The following is a 23,340-nucleotide window of genomic DNA, read 5'->3' as shown; positions in this document are numbered from 1 at the left end:
CAACCCTCTCCCACGGGGAGAGGGAGCAAACACTAAAACGGCAATCTAAGGATTGCCGTTTACTTTTATTACCGACTCTGCTTTCTCAACAGATAAATAAAATACGGCGCACCGATAAAGGTCGACAGCAGACCCGCCGGGATCTGATACGGGAACAGCACCATTCTTCCGCACCAGTCCGCAAACACCAGCATCACCCCGCCCGTCAGGGCCGACATCACGATATGCGGCATCGTCCGGCGGAACCCCATCATTCTGGCAATGTGCGGCGCCATTAGCCCCACAAAACTCAGCGGGCCAATCGTCATGGTCGCCGTCGCCGTCAGGCACGCAGCGAGCAGCAGCAACGCGATACGCGCTGGCGTCAGCGCCATTCCCACCGCGCGCGCGGTTTCCCCGCCGAGCGGCAGAATGGTCATCCAGCGACGGCATAGCGGCACCATCGCCAGCAGTACGATCATCACGATCCCGGACCCGATCGCCTGGCTGCCGGTCGCGCCGTACGTTGAACCGGATATCCAGGTCAGGATCTTCGCCATACGCGGATCGCCGCTTGCCTGCAGCATCATCAGCAGCATCGTGAATGCGGTGCTGAGCGCCATCCCCGCCAGTAGCATACGGTGCGGTGAAAACCCGCCTCGACCAGCGGCAATCAGGATAATCATCAGCGTAACCGCCGCCCCAAGACTACCGGCAGGCAGCAGCCAGCCAAACGCATTGCCCGGCACGAAGAACAGCATCAGCACCACGCCAAAGGCAGCGCCAGAGCTGATCCCGAGCACTTCCGGGCTCGCCATCGGGTTGCCGGTCAGACGCTGAATAATGCATCCTGCCACCGCCAGCATCACGCCTGCGATCAGCGCAGCGAGGATACGCGGCCAGCGCCACTGCAGCAGGGCGTTGAGTAAATCACCCGTTGCCCAGTGCCAACCCGCGGCATCGCGTCCGAATGAGAGCGCCGCGAACGAGGCGATAATCAGCACCGCCAGCCCGACAAGGCTAAACCACAGTACCGACTGACGCTCAGTATGGACTTTATCGCCCGCATCCATCGCCGGTGCGCTCATGCTGCGCAGGCGCGGAAGCAGCCACAGGAGCAGCGGCGCCCCGATCAGCGCGGTGACCGAGCCGGTGGAGACTTCACGCCAGACCTGCGCCAGCCAGAGAATAAGCTGATCGGAAAGCCAGAGGATCAGCGCCCCAATCAGCGGCGCCAGCATCAGACGCGCCAGCAAGCGACGCGCTCCGAGCATCTTCGCCAGCAGCGGGGCAAACAGGCCGATAAACCCGATGATGCCGACCGCATTCACCAGCAGGGCGCTCAATACAATCGCCAGCGTCAGCGCCGCCAGGCGAGCCAGCGACAGCGCCAGCCCCAGGTTGCGCGCCACGCCATCATCCAGTCCCATCAGCGTCAGAGGACGCAGGAGCAGCAGCGTCAGCACAACACCGCCAGCCAGCTGCGGCCACAGGCGCTGCACCACGCTCCAGTCGGTCTGGGTCAGCGTCCCGGTACTCCACATGAACATGCTTTGCAGCTGATCGTGGTGGAACAGAACCAGCAACTGGTTGATCGCCCCACAGTACAGGCTGACCACCAGCCCGGCCAGAATCAGCGTCACCGGGGAAAGGCGTTTACCCCAGGCCACGCCAAAGACCAGCGCGCCCACCGCACACGCTCCGGCAAGCGCCGCAAACTGCGAGGCTAACGCCCCCGGCAGCGTCCACAGCGTGGTGATGGTGATCCCTAGCTGGGCGCCGGTCGCGACGCCGAGTGTGGTGGGTTCCGCCAGCGGGTTACGTAAAACCTGCTGGAACAGCACCCCCACCAGCCCTAAACCGGCACCGACTAAAAGGGAGATTGCCAGACGCGGCAGCAGGCTGTAGTGGAACAGCATCTGCTGAATATTGTCGATATCCGGCGAGGCCAGCGCGGCCCCCCACTGCGTGCACGGTAATGCGGCCGAGAGGTTAAACCCGGTTAACGCCAGCGCGGCAAGAAAAATCAATACCAGCAGAAGCGCCGGGAAGCGGGCAATACGTGAACTCATGCTTTACCTCCCAGCGCGTTATCCAGCACGCGGGCAAAATGCATGGCCGACAGCGTCGCGCCGTAGAACCAGACCGCCGGGGCGCGCTGGAAGCGTTGCTCACGGACAAACGGCATCGCCTGCCAGAGCGGCGTCGCCATCAGGGTTTGCATGGCGCGCTCGTTGCCGTGATCGAAGCACAGCACATCCACGTCGCGAAACGCCGCGAGACGATCGATACCCACAGCGGTACTGCCCCAGAACGTCATCTCCCCTTCCCAGGCATTACGAATACCAAAACTGTCGAGGACTTCCTGGAACAGGCAGTTTTTACCGAAAACCAGCATATGGCGGGCATCCAGCAGCGTCACCATCAGCAGCGGACGATCGCCACGGTGAGCAAAACGCGGCTTCAGAGCGTCAATCAGGGCATCGAATTCGTCGAGATGTTTTTTAGCCTCCGCTTCCCGGTTGAGGAAATGCGCCATCTCGTTAACCGACTTTTTCGCCATCGCCAGTGGTTTTTTACCGTCGCTGAAAGCGAATCCACGTCCGGGCGCAATGCGCGCCATGGTCTCTTCTGACGGACCGTAGCCCGCGGACCAGAACAGGAACGACGGTTTCATCTGGGTGAGCAGCTCGAGGTTTGGCTCCGTCCGCAGGCCGACGTCGATTACCGATTCCGGCAGCTTCGGCTCGTTCACCCAGAGGTTATAGTTAGGAATGTCCGCCACGCCGTAGGGCGTGACGCCGAGCGCCATCATCAGCTCGACCGGCAGCCACTCCAGCGCAACTATGCGGTGCGGATCGACGGCGGCGGCACGCGCCGTATTCATTTTTAACAGCAGCGGTGAGAGGGCCATCGCCGTCAGCAGGCGACGGCGGCTAATGCGCATGTTGTCGAGCATCAGTAGACGAAGCTCACCGGTGCAGCCCCGGCCGGGTGAGGCAGAATACCCATCGGAATACCATAAATATGTTCCAGCGTTTCGCTGCACATCAGCTCGGACGGCGTTCCCTGCGCAATCATTTCGCCGCCGCGCAGCGCAACAAGGTAGTCGCAATAGCGCGCCGCCATGTTGATGTCATGCAGCACCGCAATCACCGTCAGACCACGCTGCTGGCTTAAGCGGTGCACCAGCGCAAGGACATCGACCTGATGGGCGATATCGAGCGCGGAGGTGGGTTCATCAAGGAGCAGGCAGCGGCTGTCCTGGGCCACCAGCATCGCAATCCACGCGCGCTGGCGTTCACCGCCGGACAGGCTATCCACCAGACGGTGCGCCAGCGGTTTCAGCCCGACCAGCGCAATCGCCTCTTCCACTTTCTCTCTGTCGGCCACGCCGAAGCGTCCAAGCGCGCCATGCCACGGATAACGCCCAATCGCCACCAGCTCTCGCACCGTCATCCCCTCCGCCTGCGGCAGCTGCTGCGGCAGATACGCCACTTTGCGGGCAAACGCTTTGCTGCTCCAGCTCTCGAGCGGTTGGTCATCCAGCAGAATGTCGCCTTCTGACGGCGGCTGATGGCGTCCCAGCATCTTAAGCAGCGTGGACTTACCGGAACCGTTGTGACCAATCAGGCCAGTGACTTTACCTGCGGGGAACGTCAAAGAGAGCGGATGCAGCAAGGTGCGCCCGGGTACGCGAAAGGAGAGATGGTTGAGCGTAAAGGTGGTGTCGGGTTGCGTTTGATTATCCTGCATATCAGCCAACTTAAATAAAAAGGGCACGGCGAACCGTGCCCAGACAGAGATTAGAAGCGGAAGGTCGCGGTGGCAACAACCTGACGTCCTGCGCCCCAGTAGCATGCATATTCGCTGTAGCAGCTGGAGACGTATTCACGATCGAAGATGTTGTTCACGTTGACGCCGACAGACGAGCCCGGCAGTCCAAAGCGTGCCAGGTCATATTTCACGGTCGCGTCAGCCAGTGCGTAGCCCGCGACGTTGAACGACTGGTAGGCTTTTGGCGACGAGGCAGAGTAGTAGGACACGGTGTTACCGATGTAACGGGTGCCTGCCCCTACCGTCAGACCGCTCAACGCCGTCTCGTGGAAGGTGTAATCTGCCCACAGAGACGCCATGTTACGCGGCACTTCCGCCGGACGACGGCCTTCATACCAGGTATCGTGCGTGTATTCCGCATCAGTAAAGCTATAGGAAGCCGTCACGTTCACGTTGGCAGATACTGCCGCTTTCGCTTCCAGTTCGAAACCGCGAGAGCGAATTTCACCGCCCTGTACGCTAAAGCCGCTGGTCGGGTTCGCCGGATCGGCCGTCAGGTTGTTGTTTTTGGTCAGCTGATACACCGCAGCGGTGACCACAACAGGCAGATCTTTCGGTACATACTTCACGCCCGCTTCATACTGCTTGCCGCGAGCCGGATCGAACGGTTTGCCGCCCTGGGTTGCGCCGGAAATAGGCTCGAAGGATTCGCTGTAGCTGAAGTACGGCGTAATACCGTTATCAAACAGGTAGTTGATCCCGCCACGCCAGGTGAATGCCCGATCGTTGATTTCAGCCGTCGTGTCGGAAGAACGCGTCAGTGTGGACGTTTTGGCAAAATCATAGCGTCCACCCAGGGTCAGTACCCACTTATCCCACTCAGCCTGATCCTGCGCGTACAGGCCCGTTTGCTCCTGACGATTGAGCACGGCATACGGGAAGTTCACGTTGATATTGGCATTGTTGTGCTGCGGATTCGTCATGCTGATAGGGTCAGCGCTGCCGTAATCTGCATCAATATCGTTACGCATGCGCAGGTAATCGACGCCCGTCAACAGGGTATGATCCACTGCACCGGTCGCAAATTTGGACTGCAGCTGGGTATCGACCGTGAACGAGTTGAGGTCCTCATCAGAGCGCACGTACGCGCGGCTGATCTGAGCCGGTGCAATATAGCCGTTACCGTAAACGGAACGGTAAAGCGTATTGATTTTGGTGTAGCGCAGGTTTTGACGCACGGTAAAGGTGTCATCAAACTGATGCGAGAAGCTGTAGCCCACCATTTTCTGGCGACGGGAGATCTTATTGTCTTCGTCACCTTCGTTGAAATCGGTCGGCAGCTTATGCGCGTTGCCGTTGGCGTCATAGTAAGGCACAACGGTACCTTCCCGCGGCAGCCAGCCGTAATAGCCTGCATCCGGATCGCTCTGGAAGTTGCTCAGGAAAGTAAAATCGGTTTTATCGTCAGGACGCCAGCTGAAAGCAGGCGCAATGGCGTAGCGGGAAGATTTCACCATCTCCTGCTGCGCATTTTCGCTGCGCCCCAGACCGGTCAGACGGTATGACCACACGCCGTCATCATCAATCGCATCGCTGAAATCAAACCCGGTCTGCCACAGGTTATCGGTACCCATTTTGAACTGAATTTCTTTCAGTGGCTCGGTGGTTGGCCGCTTGCTGACCATGCTGACCACGCCACCCGGGTGGCTTTTACCGTACAGAACGGACGTAGGGCCGCGCAGCAACTCGACGCGCTCAAGGAAATACGGATCCATGGACGCTTCAGAATAGTTATCTCCCTGCAGCTTCATCCCGTCCAGATACTGGTTGGTATTCACGGTACTGGAGGTGGTGAACCCACGGATAGAAACAACATCATACGTTGTTGACGCGCCGCGCGTTGCGAACACGCTCGGCGTATAGGCCAGCGCCTGTTTAACCGTACCCGGCTGCTTCATGTCCATCTCTTCGCGGGTGACGACAGAAATAGACTGCGGGGTTTTCTCAATCGGGGTATCGGTCTTGGTCGCGGTGGCGGTGCGTTTGGCCGCAATCGTGGGTGCCGGTCCCCAGGCACTTTCCTGTGCCGCAGGTGCTGCGGTTACCGTGATGGTTTCTTCTTTTTTCGGGGTTTCTGCCGCATGAGCATACGCGGACACGCCGGCAACCGCTGTGGCGACGACGACCGCGAGTTTACGCAGCGACGTGTTCATTGGCTGAGCAGTATTGGAAAGCGCCATGATGTTTCTCTGATGGAAAAGTGAATGATAACGTAAACGAGAATTATTATTATGAGCGCCAGAATAATATGCGAAACGCGGGTTGCATAGCAAGCAGTAAGCGGCCCTACGAGAATTAAGGGTTTAAGAAATAGACAAGAGAAAACGAAGGGTTAATCAGAGTTAAAGTGAGGGTTAACGAAATGAGGTTTACGGGTAAAAAAAACCCCCTTCCGGGGAAGAGGGCTTTAAAAGTTAGTTACCGCCAAACATGTCTTTAATCCAGCCGGCTACGCCATCGCTGTCTTTCTTCTCATTCTGCTGCTGCGGCTGTTGCTGCTGCGGCTGCTGTGGCTGAGAAGACTGATCGAACGGGTTGCCGGTCGGCTGTTCAGGCTGGCTCTGCTGGCACAGGGAATCCGGGTTGGTTGTCCAGACCGGCAGAGTACGCATTCCGCCGCCGCAGACGAAGTTACCGGAGCTGTCCACGCCCATATCGACGATATCTTCCGGCGCGACAAGGTTCAGCGGCACTGGTGACTGATTCGCCAGATAGCGCTGGTAAATCGACATCGCCCCGCTCGCCCCGTACAGCTTGGTCGGCTGGTTGTTGTCGCGTCCTACCCAGGTAATGACCACTTCACGGCCATCGATACCGGCAAACCAGGTATCAACGTTGTTGTTGGTGGTCCCGGTCTTACCTGCCAGATGCAGGCCCGGATACTTCGCACCCAGTTGACGACCCGTACCACGCTGCACCACCTGCTGCATCGTCCACAGCGTCATGTAGGCCGCCTGAGCAGGAACGGCACGCTCCGCCTGCGGGAAGCTCTGATACAGCACAGAGCCATCTTCGGCAATCACCGAACGCAGGGCGGACAGCGGCGCGCGGTTACCGCCGCTGGCGATGGTCTGGAACGCCTGCGCCACTTCGATCGGCGTCAGGTTAAGCGCCCCGAGGATCATCGCCGGCACCGGGTGCAGCTGATCTTTCGCCACGCCCAGCTTCTGCCAGGTATCGACAATGGCCGGCAGGCCCAGCGACATGCCCAGGTTTACCGTCGGCACGTTCATGGAGCGCGTCAACGCATCCACCAGCATCACCTGACCGCTAAACTGCTTATCGTCGTTCTGCGGTGACCACACCTGGCCGTTAGGCTGGCGCAGGGAGATAGGCGCATCCGCAATCCAGGTATTCAGACGATACTGGTTTGGCTGACTCAGGGCAGTCAGATAGGTCGCCGGTTTTGCCAGAGAACCGATCGAGCGACGCGCCTGCATGGCACGGTTGTAGCCTGCAAACTGCGGCTCGGCACCGCCCACCATCGCACGAACTTCGCCGGAGTTGCGGTCAACCACCACCATCGCGGTTTCAAGATCGGAGAGCTTACGCTGTTTCTTCAGCGCCGGAATACCTTCCACCGCCGCTTTTTCTGCCGCATCCTGCGCCACGGAGTCAAAGGTGGTGAAGATCTTCACGCCGGAGAGATCTTTGACCTTATCGCCAAGCTTGCTTTGCAGTTCCTGACGCACCAGCTGCATAAACGCAGGCTGAGGCGAGATCACCCCACCGCGCGGCTGAACGCCAAGCGGACGTGCGCTCAGCATGTCGTACAGCTCCTGGTCGATCACCTGCTGTTGTTGCAGCAGACGCAGCACCAGGTTACGACGCTCCAGGGCCAGTTTCGGGTTACGCCACGGGTTATAAATGGACGCCCCTTTCACCATGCCCACCAGCAGCGCCTGCTGATCCAGGCTCAGCTCTTCCACCGGACGACCAAAGTAGTACAGGCTCGCCAGCGGGAAGCCGCGGATTTCGTTATCGCCGCTCTGACCGAGATACACCTCGTTCATATACAGCTCAAGGATACGATCCTTGCTGTAGCGCGCGTCCATCAGCACGGCCATGTAGGCTTCGTTCGCTTTACGCCAGTAAGAGCGTTCGCTGGAGAGGAAGAGGTTTTTCACCAGCTGCTGAGTCAGCGTACTCGCTCCCTGCACGGTACGACCGGCAGTCAGGTTCGCCAGTACCGCACGACCAATCGAGTAGAGGCTGATGCCGTCGTGCTCGTAGAAGTGACGGTCTTCGGTCGCCAGCAGCGTATCGACCAGCAGATCCGGGAAGCCGTTACGCGCCACGAACAGACGCTGCTCGCCGTTTGCCGACGAGAGCATGGTGATCAGACGCGGATCGAGACGGAAGAAACCGAACTGGCGGTTGTTATCCATGTTCTCGATGGTATCCAGACGATCCCCGTCAAAGGTCAGACGCGCGCGCACCTGACCCTCTTTGCTGTCCGGGAAATCAAACGGACGACGGATCATCTCAATGCTGTTCGCCTGCACGGTAAATTCGCCAGGGCGCGTCATTTTTGACACCTGACGATACTGGGTGGCTTCCAGCAGTTTTACCATTTCGTTTTTCGTGATGGACATATCTGGCTCAAGGTTCACCATACGGCCATACACTGCCGCAGGTAACTGCCAGACTTTACCGTCGATACGGCTGCGGATCTTCTGATCCAGATACACGCCGTAAATTGCCATCAGCACAACAAAAACAATAAAGAGCTTCAGCAGCAGCCAGAACCAGCCGCGTTTGCCCCGAGGCTTGCGCCCTTTGCCTTTCCCTTTACGCGGCATCGGTTCTTCATCCTCATCATCGTCTTCATAGTCATCGTCATAGTCCTCATCTCTGAGGCGACGACGGCTTACTTTTTCTTTCGCCGGACGCGTTGGTTTTCCCTTACGTCCTATTGGCTCGCGGTCATTCCCCGCCATGCTTTTTCTCCGCAACTTTCAGGCGCAAAGGCCAGATTTTCTTTTCTTTCACAGGCCTGTGAAAGAAGAAATCTCTCAAAATTAGTTCTCCCTCTCCCTGGGGGAGAGGGCCGGGGTGAGGGCATCAGGCCACACATCCCTTTCAGGAATATTTCTTCGTCCGCTTCGTCGGCGCCGTATTCGCCGGATCGTCCGGCCAGACGTGTTTGGGGTACCGCCCCTTCATCTCTTTCTGCACGTCACGGTAGCTCCCCGCCCAGAACGCCCCTAAATCTCGGGTGATCTGCAAGGGGCGATGCGCAGGCGACAGCAGTTCAAGCACCAACGGCACGCGTCCTTCAGCGATAGACGGCGTGGTTGCTTCACCAAACATCTCCTGCATCCGAACCGCCAGCGCCGGCGGATTATCCTCATGATAACGGATGGCAATCCGGCTTCCGGTCGGCACAGTGTAATGCCCTGGCAGTTCACTATCCAGACGTTGACGCAATGACCAGTCCAGTAAATTCTGTAACGCAGTCTTAACATCAAGCGCTTTAAGGGCGCGCAGAGAGTGCACGCCGCTCATCTGCGGCAGTAGCCAGCGTTCAAGCGTAGCCAGCAGCGTCTCATCATCCACCGCTGGCCAGCCATGCTCCGGTAGCCACTTTGCGGCGCAGTGCAGGCGAATGCGGTACTGTTCCGCCTCCGGCGTCCAGTTCAGCACGCTCAGCCCTTTTTCCCGAATGCCGTTCAGCATAGCCTGATGAAGCTCGTCTTCCGACGGCTTCGCCAGCGGCTTCGTCCCGAGCGTTAGTTTCCCAATCTGGCTACGACGAAACGCCTTCAGCGTGCCCTGCGCATCATCCCACTCGACGATGTCCGATTGCTTAAGCAACTGCGGACAGCTACGGGTCAGGGCGTCAATATCGACGGCAATCGCCTGCAGGATACGCGCATCGGGGGAGTTGCTCCCCTGCAGCAGGAGCGGCGCAATTAGCCACTCATGACGCGTCAGGGCGTCATCGCTGTCCAGCATCGCCCCCATGCCGTTTGCCAGCTGATAGCGGCCGTCCAGCCCGCGCCGACGCGCAATTCGATCCGGAAACGCCTGCGCTAACAGCCGGGAAATCCTCTCGCTGTCTGGCACGCCGCCGCGGCTGTTAAGCCGTTTGCACAGTTGCTGCGCCCGCTGCTGCCAGTTCCCCTGATTGCGTGAAAACGCCTGCCCCAGATCGCTGCTGCCACCGCGCGGCGGCTCCTCAAGAATAGCCGCCAGTTTTGCCGCCGTGGCAATTTCATCATCCCCTTGCGCGGCCACCAGCATCGCGGCCAGACGCGGCTCGTTGCCCAGCGCCGCCATTTTCTGGCCGCGTACCGTCAGACGTTCGCCTTCCAGCGCGCCAAGCTCAGTCAACAGACTGCGCGCAGCGGTGAGGTTAACGACAGGGGGAGAATCAAGCCAGGTAAGCTGTCCAGGATCCGGACAGCCCCACTGCAGCAGATCCATCACCAGGCCCGACAAATCACTTTGTAAAATTTCCGGCGTGCTTTGCTGCGCCGCGCGTTCTGCCTGTTCCGCGCTGGTCAAATGCAGGCAGATCCCCGGCTCAAGACGCCCCGCACGGCCCGCGCGCTGCACCATTGACGCCTGGCTGATGCGCTGCGTCAGGAGTTTAGTCAGCCCGGTACGCGGGTCAAAGCTTGCCACCCTCTCCTGCGCGCTATCCACCACCAGGCGAATACCTTCGATGGTCAAACTGGTTTCAGCGATGTTGGTTGCCAGCACCACCTTGCGCTGCCCCACCGGGGCAGGAAGGATAGCTTTACGCTGATCCTGCAGCGACAGCGCGCCGTAGAGCGGGCACAGCAGTACATCACCGCCTACGCGAGAGGAAAGCTGTTCCTGCACGCGCTGGATCTCACCGACACCCGGCAAAAACAGCAGCAGGGAACCGGGCTCCTGGCGCAGCAGTTCAGCGGTGGCAATGGCGACCGCCTCGTCAAAACGCAGGTGGGAGGGAAGCGGTTGATAGCGGCGTTCAACAGGAAACGCCCGCCCTTCAGAGCTGATAACCGGCGCATCAGGTAGCGCCTGCCGTAGCCGCACATTGTCCAGCGTCGCCGACATTATCAGCAGACGGAGATCGTCACGCAGTCCCTGCTGAACGTCCAGCAACAGCGCAAGGGCCAGATCCGCCTGCAGGCTGCGCTCGTGGAATTCATCCAGGATCACCAGCCCGATGCCGGTCAGCTCCGGATCGTTTTGCAGCATGCGGGTGAGAATCCCCTCGGTGACCACCTCAAGGCGCGTGGTCGGGCCCACGCAGGTCTCGGCGCGCATCCTGTAACCTACCGTTTCGCCCGGTTTTTCATTCAGCAGTTCCGCCAGGCGCTGCGCCACGTTGCGCGCGGCCAGCCTGCGAGGCTCCAGCAGGATAATTTTCCCGCTGATGTTCCCGTCTTTCAGAATTTGCAGCGGCAGCCAGGTGGACTTACCCGCCCCCGTCGGGGCATTCAGCAAAACCTGCGGGGCATGGCGTAAGGCAGCGAGAAGGTCAGGAAGAACGACGGCGACCGGCAATGAGGACACTAACAGCTCCAGAGGGTTAACATTAGTCGGCGTACATTGTAGCATCGGCGCATATCATTACCGAGTCCTCCGTATGCCTGAGTCGAAACGGCTTTTTTTTGCCATTGAATTGCCCACAACACTACAGCGTCAAATTGTTCGCTGGCGCGCCGATCGCTTCCCGCCGGAAGCCGGTCGCCCGGTCGCGGCGGCTAACCTGCACCTGACGCTGGCCTTTTTGGGCGACGTCAGTGCCGAAAAACAGCGGGCGTTAGCCGCACTGGCCGGGCGTATTGTCCAGCCGGAATTTACGCTACACCTCGACGACGCGGGTCAGTGGCTGCGTTCGCGCGTGGTCTGGCTGGGGACGCGCCAGCCTCCGCGCGGATTATTGCAGCTGGCGAACATGCTGCGCGCGCAGGCGGCGCGCAGCGGCTGTTATCAAAGCCCACAGCCGTTTCATCCGCACATTACCCTGCTGCGCGATGCCGGTCAGGCCGTTGCCATCCCGGCACCAGGTTTTCACTGGGCCTTTCCGGTCAACACATTCGCGCTTTATGAATCCGTCTTTGCACAGGGACGCACCCGCTATACGCCGCTACAGCGCTGGACGCTGGGCAACACCGAAAGGAACTCTGATGAAGTTTAGTCCTCCCCTGCAGCACGCTACGCTTATCCAACGCTACAAACGCTTCCTCGCCGATGTGATCACGCCTGAAGGCGAACCGCTCACCCTGCACTGCCCCAATACCGGTGCCATGACGGGATGCGCGACGCCGGGTGACAGGGTCTGGTATTCCACATCAGAAAATACTAAACGCAAATATGCCCATACCTGGGAAATGACCGAAACCCAGAACGGGGCATTTATTTGTGTTAATACCCTGCGCGCCAATCAACTGGTTAAGGAAGCGCTGACCCATGGCGTAATTCCCGAACTGGTCGGTTATGGCACGCATAAAAGCGAAGTGAAATATGGCGATGAAGGCAGCAGAATTGACTTCATGTTACAGGCGGAAGACAGGCCGGAGTGCTATATTGAAGTGAAATCAGTGACGTTAGCGGAACAGGAAAATGGCTACTTCCCGGATGCGGTAACGCTACGTGGCCAGAAGCATCTGCGAGAGCTAATGAGTGTTGCGGCGGCGGGCAAACGCGCCGTATTGCTGTTTGCAGTGTTGCATTCAGCCATTGAACGTTTCTCCCCTGCCCGCCATATTGATCCTAAATACGCGCAATTGTTGAATGAGGCACAAAAGCAGGGGGTAGAGGTTTTCGCTTATAAAGCGGAACTTTCTGCCGATAATATGACTCTGAGATCCTCTCTTCCCATTGTCTTATAAGGGATTAGACGATTGACGATTAAGTGTTCTGGCCGCGTGCGCAAATACGCTTTTCCTCACAGGCTTGTCAAGTGTTACGTTTAGATAATTGCCATACGGAAAAGCATCTGCTATTTATAGCGACCTGATTTTTCCCCCAACACGGGGATCGATAGTGCGTGTTAAGGAGAAGCAACATGCAAGAAGGGCAAAACCGTAAAACATCGTCCCTGAGTATTCTCGCCATCGCTGGGGTGGAGCCGTATCAAGAGAAACCGGGCGAAGAGTATATGAACGAAGCCCAGCTGTCGCACTTCAAGCGTATTCTTGAAGCATGGCGTAATCAACTCAGGGATGAAGTCGATCGCACCGTTACTCATATGCAGGATGAAGCTGCTAACTTCCCGGACCCGGTAGACCGTGCCGCTCAGGAAGAAGAGTTCAGCCTCGAACTGCGTAACCGTGACCGCGAACGCAAACTGATCAAAAAGATCGAGAAAACGCTGAAAAAAGTCGAAGACGAAGATTTTGGCTACTGCGAATCCTGCGGTGTTGAAATTGGCATTCGTCGCCTGGAAGCGCGTCCAACCGCCGATCTGTGCATCGACTGCAAAACGCTGGCCGAAATCCGCGAAAAACAGATGGCCGGTTAACACCAGCGCTGTTTACACACTCCAAAGGCGGGAGTCTCTCCCGCCTTGTTACTGTTGATATGTCTGAATCACACTATATTGGGCGCTTCGCGCCATCTCCTTCCGGTGAATTACACTTCGGCTCATTAATTGCCGCGCTCGGCAGCTACCTGCAGGCTCGCGCCCGCCAGGGAAAATGGCTCGTCCGCATCGAAGATATTGACCCTCCGCGTGAAGTTCCCGGTGCAGCAGAGACCATTCTGCGTCAGCTGGAACATTACGGTCTTCACTGGGATGACGAGGTTCTGTGGCAGTCAAAGCGTCACGAGGCCTATCGGGAACGTCTGGCCTGGCTTCGCGCTCAGGGGCTTTCCTATAACTGCACCTGCACCCGCGCGCGTATCCAGAGCGCAGGTGGCGTCTATGACGGCCACTGCCGCACGCTGAACAACGGTCCTGAAAATGCCGCCGTGCGCATCAGACAGCACTCCCCGGTGACGCACTTTAACGATTTACTCTCCGGTGAAATTCATGCCGATGAACGTCTGGCGCGTGAGGATTTTATTATTCACCGTCGCGATGGCCTGTTCGCCTACAACCTGGCCGTGGTGGTGGACGATCATTTTCAGGGCGTGACGGAAATAGTGCGCGGGGCGGATCTGGTCGAGCCGACCGTGCGACAAATCTCGCTGTATCACCAGTTTGGCTGGACGGCACCGGATTACATTCATCTGCCGCTGGCAGTTAATGCGCAGGGCTTAAAATTGTCAAAGCAGAATCACGCCCCGGCCCTGCCAGACGGCGATCCACGTCCTGTTTTGATCGACGCGCTGCGATTTCTCAACCAGAATGTAACCAACGAATGGCAGGATCTGCGTATTGACGAACTGCTGAAAATGGCCATTGCTAACTGGACGCTCGCGGCAGTGCCAAAAATCCAGCATTCTCAAATGCGTTGCGCTGAGCTATGATTAGCCGCTTTTTTCATAACAAAACACACTACGAGGTGTACCATTTTTACCCGAGTCGCTAATTTTTGCCGTAAAGTGCTAAGCCGCGAAGAGAGCATGGCGAATGATGCTATTGCACAGCCACACATGTCGGTTATTCCGCGTGAGCAGCACACTATTTCCCGCAAAGATATCAGTGAAAATGCCCTCAAGGTGCTCTATCGTCTGAATAAAGCGGGCTACGAGGCCTATCTCGTGGGCGGTGGGGTGCGTGATTTACTGCTGGGCAAAAAACCCAAAGATTTCGACGTGACGACCAGCGCCACGCCTGAGCAGGTGCGCAAATTATTCCGTAACTGCCGCCTCGTTGGCCGCCGTTTCCGTCTGGCTCACGTGATGTTTGGGCCGGAAATCATCGAAGTGGCGACCTTCCGCGGTCATCACGAAGCGGGCGCGTCCGATCGCACGACGTCGCAGCGCGGCCAGAACGGTATGCTGCTGCGCGATAATATCTTCGGTTCCATCGAAGAAGATGCCCAGCGTCGCGACTTCACCATCAACAGCCTTTATTACAGCGTCGCGGATTTCACCGTGCGCGATTACGTCGGCGGCATGCAGGACCTGAAAGAAGGTCTGATCCGCCTGATTGGCACGCCGGAAACGCGCTACCGTGAAGATCCCGTGCGTATGCTGCGCGCCGTGCGTTTCGCCGCCAAGCTGAATATGCGCATCAGCCCGGAAACGGCAGAGCCAATCCCGCGTCTGGCGACGCTGATTAACGACGTGCCGCCTGCTCGCCTGTTTGAAGAAGCGCTGAAGCTGCTGCAGGCCGGCCACGGTTTTGAAACCTACAAACTTCTGCGCGAATACAACCTGTTCCAGCCGCTGTTCCCGACCATTACCCGCTACTTCACCGAAAACGGTGACAGCCCAATGGAGCGGATGATTGCGCAGGTGCTGAAAAATACCGATACCCGCATTCGCAACGACATGCGCGTGAACCCGGCGTTCCTCTTTGCCGCGATGTTCTGGTATCCGCTGCTGGAAACGGCACAGCGTATTACCCAGGAGAGCGGGCTCGCCTATTACGATGCGTTCGCGCTGGCCGCCAACGACGTGCTGGACGAAGGCTGCCGCACGCTCGCCATTCCGAAACGGATTACCACCCTGGTGCGCGACATCTGGCAGCTTCAGCTGCGCATGTCCCGTCGTCAGGGCAAACGCGCCTGGAAGCTGATGGAGCATCCTAAGTTCCGTGCCGCCTTCGATCTCCTGTCGCTGCGCGCGGAAATTGAACGCAACCAGGAGCTGCAGCGTCTGGCGCAGTGGTGGGCTGAATTCCAGGTCTCCGCCCCGCCAGAGCAGAAAGATATGCTGACCGGGCTGGATGAAGAGCCGGAACCGCGTCGCCGTCATCGTCGCCCGCGCAAACGCGCGCCGCGTCGTGAAGGAACAGCATGACCCTCGCGTATATCGCCATCGGCAGCAATTTAGCCTCTCCGCTGGAGCAGGTAAATGCTGCCGTACAGGCACTGGGCGACATCCCACAGAGTCGGATCGTGGCAGTCTCCTCGTTCTACCGCACACCGCCGCTGGGGCCGCAGGATCAGCCAGACTACCTCAACGCCGCCGTGGTCCTTGAGACTGAACTGGGTCCCGAAGCGCTGCTGGACAATACCCAGCGTATTGAGCTTCAACAGGGCCGTGTGCGCAAAGCCGAACGCTGGGGCCCCCGCACGCTCGACCTCGACATTATGCTGTTTGGTCACGAGACGATTAACACTGAACGTCTCACCGTTCCGCATTACGACATGAAAAATCGCGGGTTTATGCTCTGGCCACTGTATGAAGTTGCCCCTTCCCTTACCTTCCCTGACGGGCTCTCGCTAAAGGCCGTTCTCAACAGTCTCGGTGCGGAAAAACCCGCTCGCTGGTAAAGCCGTTTTTTTATTGGTTAACCATAAAATATTTGTGGTTAATCGATTGCCTAAAATCATTGTTCCCTCGAATGTTACTGTTAGAATGCGCAAAGATTCGCTTTTGGGCTATCAGGAAACAGTATGAAACCAACCACCATCTCCTTACTGCAGAAATGCAAACAGGAAAAAAAACGCTTCGCCACCATTACCGCGTATGACTACAGCTTCGCCAAACTGTTTGCCGAAGAGGGGATCAACGTCATGCTGGTCGGGGATTCGTTAGGGATGACGGTACAAGGACATGATTCCACCCTGCCGGTGACGGTTGAGGACATCGCTTACCATACCCGCGCCGTGCGCCGTGGCGCCCCAGCCTGCCTGCTGCTTTCCGATCTGCCGTTTATGGCCTATGCCACGCCGGAACAGGCATTCGAAAACGCGGCGGCAGTGATGCGTGCCGGTGCCAATATGGTCAAAATTGAAGGCGGCGCCTGGCTGGTTGATACGGTGAAGATGCTCACCGAGCGCGCCGTGCCGGTGTGCGGGCATTTAGGCCTGACGCCGCAGTCCGTGAATATCTTTGGCGGCTACAAGGTGCAGGGCCGCGGCGATGCCGCCCAGACGCTGCTGGATGATGCTCTGGCGCTGGAAGCCGCAGGTGCACAGCTGCTGGTGCTGGAGTGCGTGCCGGTTGAGCTGGCGAAACGCATTACCGACGCGCTGTCGATTCCGGTGATTGGTATTGGGGCAGGCAACGTGACCGACGGTCAGATCCTGGTGATGCACGATGCCTTCGGGATCACCGGCGGACACATCCCGAAATTTGCCAAAAATTTCCTCGCCGAAGCGGGCGACATGCGCGCTGCGGTCAGGCAGTATATTGCCGACGTTGAATCCGGTGTTTACCCGGGTGAAGAACACAGTTTCCATTAAGGAGTCTCGTTGTGCTAATCATTGAAACCCTGCCGCTGCTTCGCCAGCATATCCGCCGCGCGCGTCAGGAAGGTAAACGTATCGCACTGGTCCCGACCATGGGCAATCTGCATGACGGCCACATGAAGCTCGTCGACGAAGCCCGCGCGCGGGCAGATATCGTGGTGGTCAGTATCTTCGTGAACCCCATGCAGTTTGACCGCGCAGACGATCTGGCGCGCTACCCGCGCACCCTGCAGGAAGATTGCGAGAAACTCAAAAAACGCCACGCGGATATCGTCTTCTCACCTGCACCGGCGGATGTTTACCCGCAGGGTACCGAAGAGGCAACCTACGTTGACGTCCCGGGCATTTCCACCATGCTCGAAGGCGCGAGCCGCCCGGGCCATTTCCGCGGCGTTTCCACCATCGTCAGCAAGCTGTTCAACCTGGTACAGCCGGACGTTGCCTGCTTTGGCGAGAAAGACTTCCAGCAGCTGGCGCTGATCCGCAAGATGGTTGCGGATATGGGTTACGATATCGAGATTGTCGGCGTACCGATCGTACGCGCAAAAGACGGCCTGGCACTCAGCTCGCGTAATGGCTACCTGACCGCCGAACAGCGTAAAATCGCGCCGGGTCTCAGCAAGGTCATGAACACCATGGCTGAGCAGATGCTGGCAAAAGAGTTAACAGCAGAAGAGATTATCGCCCTTGCCGAGCAGGCGCTTAACGATAAGGGGCTTCGTGCTGACGACGTACAAATTCGTGATGCTGATACGCTGCTGGAATTAACCCAGAACAGCAAGCGCGCAGTCATCCTGGTGGCGGCCTGGCTAGGTCAGGCGCGTCTGATCGACAATAAAGTGGTTGAGCTGGCGTAGTTCCTTTCACCCCTGATAATTATAGGTAAACGTAATGATTCGCAAAATGCTGCAAGGTAAGCTTCACCGTGTGAAAGTCACGCAGGCCGACCTGCACTATGAAGGCTCCTGCGCCATTGACCAGGATTTCCTTGATGCAGCAGGTATCCTCGAAAACGAAGCGATTGATATCTGGAACGTGAACAACGGTAAACGCTTCTCTACCTACGCGATTGCCGCCGAGCGCGGTTCTAAAATCATCTCCGTTAACGGCGCTGCGGCGCACTGCGCGGACGTGGGTGATATCGTGATCATCGCCAGTTTCGTGATGATGTCTGACGAAGAAGCACGTCGCTGGCAGCCTAAAGTCGCCTACTTCGAAGGCGACAATGACATGAAGCGCACCGCAAAGGCGATTCCGGTTCAGGTTGCCTGATGTTTATCCCTGCGGCTGATTGCTGATCAGCCGCGACATCGTCTCCAGCGAATCCGTTCTTAAGATATACAGGCGCTTCAGCAAGAACGGATTATCCCCCGGCTTGACCTTCCCTCGTACCGTCGTCACCGCCAGATGGAACCCGGCGTCATTCGCAGCTTTAATCGCCTTATCGTCATAACCGCCGAAAGGATACGAGAGGTAGAGCACGTGCGGGTTAAACTGCGCCAGGTCGCGGCGCGAGCGCTTAAAATCAAACAAAATATTGTGATAGCTGCGGCTCAGTAAAATGGGCTGATGGTTGTCGTCGACGCGGTGCAGGAAGTGCGTGTGGGACTGATAGTCGAACACGTCATGCATCTGCTCCAGCTCCGACACGCTCATAAACTGCAGAAATTTTGGCGCCCATTTTTGCGGGTGGCGCTTGATACGCGACGAGATGATGAACGCCGTCGCCTTAAAGCCATACGCTTTGAGGATCGGGTAAGCATAGCGATTAACGGACTTCAGGCCATCGTCGAAGGTAATCACCACCGATTTCGCCGGCAAGTTCATCTTGTTGCGCACATACCCTTCCAGCTGATACAGGGTCAGAGTGGTATAGCCCTGATCGCGCAGCCAGGTCATCTGGTTGTTGAACGCACGCACGCTGGTGGTCGTGGAGGTATGGCGAAAACGGGTGTTCTCTTCGTCGCGCAAAATATGGTGGTAGGTAATGACCGGAATGCCGTTATCTTCCTGCGCGTCCAGGCTGCTGATCCAGGCCAGGCGGTTGCCGATGCGGATCTGGAACCAGGTCTGATTGAGGCGATCTTTGAGCTTGTTCAGGATCGGATAGCGAAGATTGGCGCTTAAGGTGCCGAAGGGTGCGCTACCGTTGTTCGGGGCGTTATAAACGGGCGTGTCTTTCCACGTTATCAGGTTTTGATTGCTCAGCGGTTTATTCAAATCCCCCAGGCCATCCTCGACGCGCTGTTTGCCCTGCACCGGCTCCAGGTGCCCCTTGTCGATAAAGCCCGTGCCAAATCCGAAGCGAAATTCATAGTAGTCCGCCGCCGCAGGCACCACCGCGAGGATCTGCCCTGCCCGCACGTTGCCGACGTTAATGACGCTGTTGCCGACCTGCGCCCAAATCGCCGCATCTTCGGTGGTTTGCATATATTGAGCAGGCAGTCTTTGCTGACTTAATAAACTGGCAGAAGAAGTGCCGGAGACGAACATCAATAGCAGGAAAACAATACGCGTGAACATGAGGGTCTTATTCGAAGCGGAAATACTTATGCCATTGTAGCAAAAGCGACATCAATACCAATGTTTAATTCTTATACAGGTCATGAAGCAGGACAAAGGGGGGATTTTTTTGCTGCTGATGCCACAAGCTGCTGACGCCCGGTGTACCCTGCGCGACGATAGCGTTACGGAACGCCGCGCTGGTTAATGTTTCGCGCTGGGGATACATCATTTCAAGCAATGGAAGGCTAATACCGGAGATCACCTCGCAGCCGTCGTGCTTATGGCTCATCAGGGCCGCAGCACGGTACGGCGCCGCGCCGGATTTATCAGTAAGAAAAATGACGCCCTCTCCGGTGTCAGTTTCATGCAGGGCATCGCACATCATCCGGCCAAGCATGTTGGTGCTCAAGCCGCGCCAGTAGTTAACCGCGCGACACTGTGGCAGTGGACCAAACCTGGCTTCCAGCTTCAGCAGCATGTCCTGCGCCCGTTCATCGTGGCAGGTGATAACCCATCCCAGCATAACTCTCTCCTTAGCAGGCAAGTAGTTTAGCGGAGTGAAGGTTAGCTTACGGTGATAACTGTCAAAGAAAATGCCCGGCAAACAGAATGTCGCCGGGCTGAGGGCTAGCTGCGCAGACCGCGTCCGCGCTGGATCAGGTACCAGCACAGCAGGTAGAAGACTATGATGAACACCGCCAGCACCGCCACCGTGGTAAACAGCGGCACATCGGTGATGCCGAGGAAGCCGAAGCGGAAGCCGCTGATCATATAGACGATCGGGTTCAGGTGCGACAGCGCCTGCCAGAACGGCGGCAGCAGCGTCAGGGAGTAGAACACCCCGCCAAGATAGGTCAGCGGCGTCAGCACGAAGGTCGGGATCAGGCTGATGTCGTCAAACGTTTTGGCAAACACGGCGTTCAGCAAACCGGCCAGCGAGAAGAGGATTGCCGTCAGGAGCAGCGTCAGCGCGACGAACAGCCAGGAGTGCACCTGGAACGGGACAAAGAACAGCGAAATCGCCGTGACCAGAATCCCGACGCACAGCCCGCGCGCCACGCCGCCGCCGACGTAACCGGCAATAATGACGTGCGTTGGCACCGGTGCCACCAGCAGCTCTTCAATATTGCGCTGGAACTTGGCGCTAAAGAACGATGACGCCACGTTGGCATAGGCGTTGGTGATCACCGCCATCATAATCAGGCCCGGCACGATAAACTGCATATAGGTAAAGCCGTGCATCTCGCCAATCCGGGAGCCAATCAGGTTACCGAAGATGATGAAATAGAGCGTCATCGTGATGACCGGCGGCACCAAAGTTTGCACCCAGATGCGCATAAAGCGGTTAATCTCTTTCGCCCAGATGCTTTTCAGCGCGACCCAGTAAAGATGCGTCATGCCTTGTCTCCTTGTTTATCCTGCACCAGAGAGACAAACAGCTCTTCCAGTCGGTTCGCTTTGTTACGCATACTTAAGACCTGAATACCCTGCGCGCTCAGCTGTGAAAACACGCTGTTGATGCCCTGCTCGCGCAGCACTTCCACTTCCAGCGTCGAGGTATCGACGAGGCGGTATTGATAACCTTCGAGCTTCGGCAGCGGGCTCTTTGCCGCCAGATCGAGAATAAAGGTTTCTGACTTCAGCTTGGAGAGCAAGTTCTTCATCGAGGTGTTTTCCACCAGCTCGCCGTGCTGAATGATGCCGATGTTGCGGCACAGCATTTCTGCCTCTTCCAGATAGTGGGTGGTCAGAATAATGGTGGTGCCTTTGTCGTTGAGGTCTTTCAGGAAGCCCCACATGGAGCGGCGCAGTTCAATATCGACACCCGCCGTCGGCTCATCAAGAATCAGCAGTTTTGGCTCGTGCATCAGCGCGCGGGCAATCATCAGGCGGCGCTTCATCCCGCCGGATAACATCCGGGCGCGTTCGTTACGCTTTTCCCACAGATCGAGCTGCTTGAGGTATTTTTCGCTCCGCTCCAGGGCCTCTTTACGCTCAACGCCGTAATAACCCGCCTGGTTAACGACGATCTGCTGCACCGTCTCAAACGGGTTGAAGTTGAACTCCTGCGGCACCAGACCCAGCTGGCGCTTGGCGTTCACCACATCTTTTTGCAGGTCGTAACCAAAGACGCTCACCCGGCCGGACGTTTTATTGACCAGCGAACTGATAATCCCAATGGTGGTCGATTTCCCCGCGCCGTTCGGCCCCAGAAGCGCGTAAAAATCACCGGCCTCTACTTTTAGATCTATTCCGCGCAGCGCATGAACGCCGCCCGGATAGGTTTTTTTAAGCTGCTCAAGCTCCAGTGCAATTGCCATGAAATTAACTTACCTTCAGTTCTGACACACTTTGTGTGGTTTCATTAAAAGTCGGGTTACCCTATAGTAGCGCAACGCAATTACTCGGTTACAGGTCGCTAACCTCCATGAACAACATAGATACACTCATCAGCAACAATGCACTATGGTCAAAAATGCTGGTGGAGGAAGACCCCGGATTTTTTGGAAAACTCGCGCAGGCGCAAAACCCACGCTTTCTCTGGATTGGATGCTCCGACAGTCGCGTACCGGCGGAGCGCCTGACCGGCCTTGAGCCCGGCGAACTGTTTGTTCACCGCAACGTTGCCAACCTGGTGATTCACACCGATCTCAACTGTCTTTCTGTTGTTCAGTATGCCGTTGACGTTCTGCAAGTCGAGCACATCATCATTTGCGGCCACTACGGCTGCGGCGGCGTGCAGGCGGCGGTTGAAAACACGGAGCTGGGGCTCATTGATAACTGGCTGCTGCACATCCGCGATATCTGGTTCAAACATAGCTCACTGCTGGGCGAAATGCCGCAGGAGCGTCGCATGGATACCCTGTGTGAACTCAACGTGATGGAGCAGGTGTATAACCTGGGCCACTCAACGATCATGCAATCGGCGTGGAAACGCGGGCAGAAGGTCTCGATCCACGGCTGGGCGTACGGTATTCACGACGGTCTGCTGCGCAACCTGGAGGTGACCGCCACCAACCGGGAAACGCTGGAGCAGCGTTACCGTTCGGGAATTGCCAACCTTCAGCTTAAGCACGTAAACCATAAATAAAGCCGGGTGGCGGCTGCGCCTTACCCGGCCTACATGTGCCCATTCGTAGGCCCGGTAAGCGCAGCGCCACCGGGCAACAAACCGCAATTACTCGTCCAGCAATACCACTTTCCCAACATACGGCAGATGGCGATAACGCTGTGCGTAGTCAATACCGTAACCGACGACGAATTCGTCCGGGATAGAGAAGCCCACGAACTCTACCGGCACCTGCACTTCACGGCGATCAGGTTTATCCAGCAGGGTGCAAATCGCCAGCGATTTTGGCTCACGCAGGCTCAGGATCTCGCGCACTTTTGACAGCGTGTTGCCGGAGTCGATAATGTCCTCAACGATCAACACATCTTTGCCACGAATATCTTCATCCAGATCTTTCAGGATTTTCACATCACGGGTGGTGGACATGCCGCTGCCGTAGCTGGAGGCGGTCATAAAATCGACCTCATGGGGCACATGCACCTCACGGCACAGGTCGGCCATGAACATGAAAGAGCCGCGCAACAGACCGACCAGCACCATTTCGCTGCCGCTGTCCTTGTAATGTTCGGTGATTTGACGACCCAGTTCGGCGATACGCGCTTTGATCTCGGCTTCCGGGATCATCACTTCAACAGTATGTTTCATATTACTAACCAAATGATTTTAATGAAAATCTCTCAATACGGATGAGTTAAT

The 23,340-nt window shown here is 57.4% G+C and carries 21 protein-coding genes; 10 read left to right on the top strand and 11 right to left on the bottom strand.

The annotated features are described in order from the left end of the window. Positions 1-68 precede the first annotated feature (68 nt). From fhuB to hrpB, 6 genes are all read right to left on the bottom strand, one after another. Positions 69-2,051, bottom strand: a complete 1,983-nt coding sequence (fhuB, locus tag ACMGGU_RS02105) for a Fe(3+)-hydroxamate ABC transporter permease FhuB (protein ID WP_420300213.1) — start codon at positions 2,049-2,051, stop codon at positions 69-71. Further along, positions 2,048-2,938: a Fe(3+)-hydroxamate ABC transporter substrate-binding protein FhuD gene (gene fhuD, locus ACMGGU_RS02100; protein WP_196346998.1), complete on the bottom strand. Its 891-nt coding sequence runs from the start codon at positions 2,936-2,938 to the stop codon at positions 2,048-2,050. The genes fhuB and fhuD overlap by 4 nt, the downstream gene beginning before the upstream one ends. Continuing rightward, positions 2,938-3,735, bottom strand: a complete 798-nt coding sequence (gene fhuC, locus ACMGGU_RS02095; RefSeq protein WP_048028464.1) for a Fe3+-hydroxamate ABC transporter ATP-binding protein FhuC — start codon at positions 3,733-3,735, stop codon at positions 2,938-2,940. The genes fhuD and fhuC overlap by 1 nt, the downstream gene beginning before the upstream one ends. Positions 3,736-3,785: 50 nt before the next feature. Continuing rightward, positions 3,786-5,996 carry a ferrichrome porin FhuA gene (gene fhuA / locus ACMGGU_RS02090; protein ID WP_063620823.1) on the bottom strand — a complete coding sequence of 737 codons (2,211 nt, stop codon included), beginning with the start codon at positions 5,994-5,996 and terminating at the stop codon, positions 3,786-3,788. A 234-nt stretch (positions 5,997-6,230) separates the two neighbouring features. After that, positions 6,231-8,756, bottom strand: coding sequence for a bifunctional glycosyl transferase/transpeptidase (gene mrcB / locus ACMGGU_RS02085; RefSeq protein WP_045907821.1), 2,526 nt, complete (start codon positions 8,754-8,756; stop codon positions 6,231-6,233). A 142-nt stretch (positions 8,757-8,898) separates the two neighbouring features. Then, positions 8,899-11,328 (bottom strand): ATP-dependent helicase HrpB, encoded by a 2,430-nt coding sequence (hrpB, locus tag ACMGGU_RS02080; protein WP_420300212.1) that lies wholly within the window; start codon positions 11,326-11,328, stop codon positions 8,899-8,901. A gap of 73 nt (positions 11,329-11,401) precedes the next feature. Between hrpB and thpR the strand changes: the two genes are divergently transcribed. From thpR to panD, 9 genes are all read left to right on the top strand, one after another. Further along, entirely contained in the window at positions 11,402-11,956 is a 555-nt protein-coding gene (thpR, locus tag ACMGGU_RS02075) for an RNA 2',3'-cyclic phosphodiesterase (RefSeq protein ID WP_262796736.1), read from the top strand. Continuing rightward, positions 11,946-12,650: a DNA/RNA nuclease SfsA gene (gene sfsA, locus ACMGGU_RS02070; protein ID WP_039265695.1), complete on the top strand. Its 705-nt coding sequence runs from the start codon at positions 11,946-11,948 to the stop codon at positions 12,648-12,650. Before thpR ends, sfsA begins: the two co-directional genes overlap by 11 nt. Positions 12,651-12,826: 176 nt before the next feature. Beyond that, a complete protein-coding gene (gene dksA, locus ACMGGU_RS02065) occupies positions 12,827-13,282 on the top strand; it encodes an RNA polymerase-binding protein DksA (protein WP_001155232.1) in 456 nt (151 codons plus the stop codon). Positions 13,283-13,341: 59 nt separating this feature from the next. After that, the gene (gene gluQRS, locus ACMGGU_RS02060; RefSeq protein ID WP_262778503.1) at positions 13,342-14,232 is read left to right on the top strand and encodes a tRNA glutamyl-Q(34) synthetase GluQRS; all 891 of its coding nucleotides are present in this window, start codon (positions 13,342-13,344) and stop codon (positions 14,230-14,232) included. Between the two features lie 42 nt (positions 14,233-14,274). Continuing rightward, complete coding sequence (gene pcnB / locus ACMGGU_RS02055; protein ID WP_080347332.1) at positions 14,275-15,672, top strand: polynucleotide adenylyltransferase PcnB; 1,398 nt, start codon at positions 14,275-14,277, stop codon at positions 15,670-15,672. Continuing rightward, the gene (gene folK, locus ACMGGU_RS02050) at positions 15,669-16,148 is read left to right on the top strand and encodes a 2-amino-4-hydroxy-6-hydroxymethyldihydropteridine diphosphokinase (protein ID WP_111967237.1); all 480 of its coding nucleotides are present in this window, start codon (positions 15,669-15,671) and stop codon (positions 16,146-16,148) included. Before pcnB ends, folK begins: the two co-directional genes overlap by 4 nt. A 123-nt stretch (positions 16,149-16,271) precedes the next feature. Next, entirely contained in the window at positions 16,272-17,063 is a 792-nt protein-coding gene (gene panB / locus ACMGGU_RS02045; RefSeq protein WP_008501941.1) for a 3-methyl-2-oxobutanoate hydroxymethyltransferase, read from the top strand. Positions 17,064-17,074: 11 nt separating this feature from the next. Beyond that, positions 17,075-17,926 (top strand): pantoate--beta-alanine ligase, encoded by an 852-nt coding sequence (gene panC / locus ACMGGU_RS02040; protein ID WP_008501942.1) that lies wholly within the window; start codon positions 17,075-17,077, stop codon positions 17,924-17,926. Between the two features lie 34 nt (positions 17,927-17,960). Beyond that, positions 17,961-18,341: an aspartate 1-decarboxylase gene (gene panD / locus ACMGGU_RS02035; RefSeq protein ID WP_006810068.1), complete on the top strand. Its 381-nt coding sequence runs from the start codon at positions 17,961-17,963 to the stop codon at positions 18,339-18,341. Positions 18,342-18,344: 3 nt separating this feature from the next. Here panD and ACMGGU_RS02030 read toward each other — a convergent pair whose 3' ends face one another. The 4 genes from ACMGGU_RS02030 to ACMGGU_RS02015 form a co-directional block, all read right to left on the bottom strand. Continuing rightward, positions 18,345-19,592: a polysaccharide deacetylase family protein gene (locus ACMGGU_RS02030; protein WP_048225666.1), complete on the bottom strand. Its 1,248-nt coding sequence runs from the start codon at positions 19,590-19,592 to the stop codon at positions 18,345-18,347. Between the two features lie 64 nt (positions 19,593-19,656). Beyond that, entirely contained in the window at positions 19,657-20,097 is a 441-nt protein-coding gene (locus ACMGGU_RS02025) for a PTS sugar transporter subunit IIA (RefSeq protein WP_045907814.1), read from the bottom strand. A gap of 104 nt (positions 20,098-20,201) precedes the next feature. Next, complete coding sequence (locus ACMGGU_RS02020; RefSeq protein WP_032675960.1) at positions 20,202-20,972, bottom strand: ABC transporter permease; 771 nt, start codon at positions 20,970-20,972, stop codon at positions 20,202-20,204. After that, complete coding sequence (locus ACMGGU_RS02015) at positions 20,969-21,895, bottom strand: ABC transporter ATP-binding protein (protein WP_262796737.1); 927 nt, start codon at positions 21,893-21,895, stop codon at positions 20,969-20,971. The genes ACMGGU_RS02020 and ACMGGU_RS02015 overlap by 4 nt, the downstream gene beginning before the upstream one ends. A 107-nt stretch (positions 21,896-22,002) precedes the next feature. Between ACMGGU_RS02015 and can the strand changes: the two genes are divergently transcribed. After that, on the top strand, positions 22,003-22,665 hold the full coding sequence (can, locus tag ACMGGU_RS02010) for a carbonate dehydratase (RefSeq protein WP_008501947.1): 663 nt from the start codon (positions 22,003-22,005) through the stop codon (positions 22,663-22,665). Positions 22,666-22,752: 87 nt separating this feature from the next. Here the strand turns inward: can and hpt are convergent, their stop codons facing one another. Further along, positions 22,753-23,289, bottom strand: coding sequence for a hypoxanthine phosphoribosyltransferase (gene hpt / locus ACMGGU_RS02005; RefSeq protein WP_008501948.1), 537 nt, complete (start codon positions 23,287-23,289; stop codon positions 22,753-22,755). Positions 23,290-23,340: the final 51 nt, after the last annotated feature.

Origin of the sequence: Enterobacter sp. BNK-8 (genome assembly GCF_048685095.1) — a bacterium.
Classification (GTDB): Bacteria; Pseudomonadota; Gammaproteobacteria; order Enterobacterales; family Enterobacteriaceae; genus Enterobacter; species Enterobacter quasiroggenkampii.
This window is presented reverse-complemented; position numbering and strand designations above follow the sequence as displayed.